At 59.9% G+C, this 1,310-nt stretch carries 1 protein-coding gene; it reads right to left on the reverse strand.

Features of this window, described 5'->3' with window-relative positions; all coding sequences use genetic code 11:
• Positions 1-1,310: ammonium transporter (locus AOT83_RS19555; protein WP_057980044.1), on the reverse strand; the 1,310-nt coding region annotated here is incomplete at both ends.

The raw sequence follows: 1,310 nt of genomic DNA on the forward strand, positions 1-1,310 counted from the left end.
AAGTCGTATGCGCCTTCAGCGTGTTGGGATTCGTCGGCTCCGGCCGCTTCTCCCTCGTCGCTGATGCGCAGGCCAATGGTGTACTTCACGATGAATGCAACGATAGCGGTGCCTATTGCCGAATAGAGCAGAACCGCCCCGGCGCCAAGGGCTTGGCGCCACAACTGTTCTAGCCCGCCGCCGTAGAACAGACCGGCCACGGCCGCACCGGTCTCGGGCGCGGCGAACAAACCGATGAGCAACGTGCCAACGATCCCGCCGACCAGGTGCACACCGACAACATCCAACGAGTCATCAAATCCTAGCTTGTACTTCAAGCCCACCGCCAGCGCACACAGGATGCCGGCGATCACGCCAATAGCAAGGGCGCCAGCGACATTCACCGACGAGCACGACGGGGTGATGGCCACCAAACCGGCCACGATTCCCGAGGCCGCACCCAGCGAGGTCGCATGCCCGTCCCGAATACGTTCGGTAAGCAACCAGCCCAGCATCGCCGCGGCGGTGGCCACCGTGGTGGTCACAAACGTCGAGCCCGCTAAACCATTAGAACTGGTCGCCGAACCCGCGTTGAACCCATACCAGCCAAACCACAACAGACCAGCACCGAGCATCACGAACGGCAAGTTATGCGGACGCATCGGCGTGCCCGGCCAGCCCTTGCGCTTACCCAAAATCAGCGCCAGCACCAAACCCGCGGTACCGGCATTGATATGCACCGCGGTACCACCAGCGAAGTCAATTGCCTTGATCTGATTAGCGATCCAGCCACCCTTCTCCGCGGCCGCACCATCGAACGCGAAAACCCAATGCGCAACCGGGAAGTACACGATCGTGACCCACAAACCCGAAAACAACAACCACGACCCGAACTTCAACCGGTCAGCCACCGCACCAGAAATCAGCGCCACCGTGATGATCGCGAACATCAACTGAAACGCCACAAACACTGTCGCCGGAATCGTGCCCACCAGCGGAATATTGACAACCTCGGCCGCCTCGATCCCATTAGCCGGATCGGCGATCACCGCCTCAGCAGCATTACCACCGATAAGACCCTTCAAACCGAAAAACTGCGCCGGGTTACCAAACAGCCCCGAAACATCGTTACCGAACGCCAGCGAGTACCCATACAACACCCACAGCACCGTCACCAGACCCATCGCACTGATACTCATCATGATCATGTTCAGCACGTTCTTCGCGCGGACCATGCCGCCATAGAAAAAAGCCAGGCCGGGCGTCATCAACAACACCAACGCGGCACTGGCCAGCATCCACGCAGTGTCACCGGTATTCGGGACACCCAT

It is taken from the genome of Mycobacteroides sp. H001 (genome assembly GCF_001440005.1).
Classification (GTDB): Bacteria; Actinomycetota; Actinomycetes; order Mycobacteriales; family Mycobacteriaceae; genus Mycobacterium; species Mycobacterium gwanakae.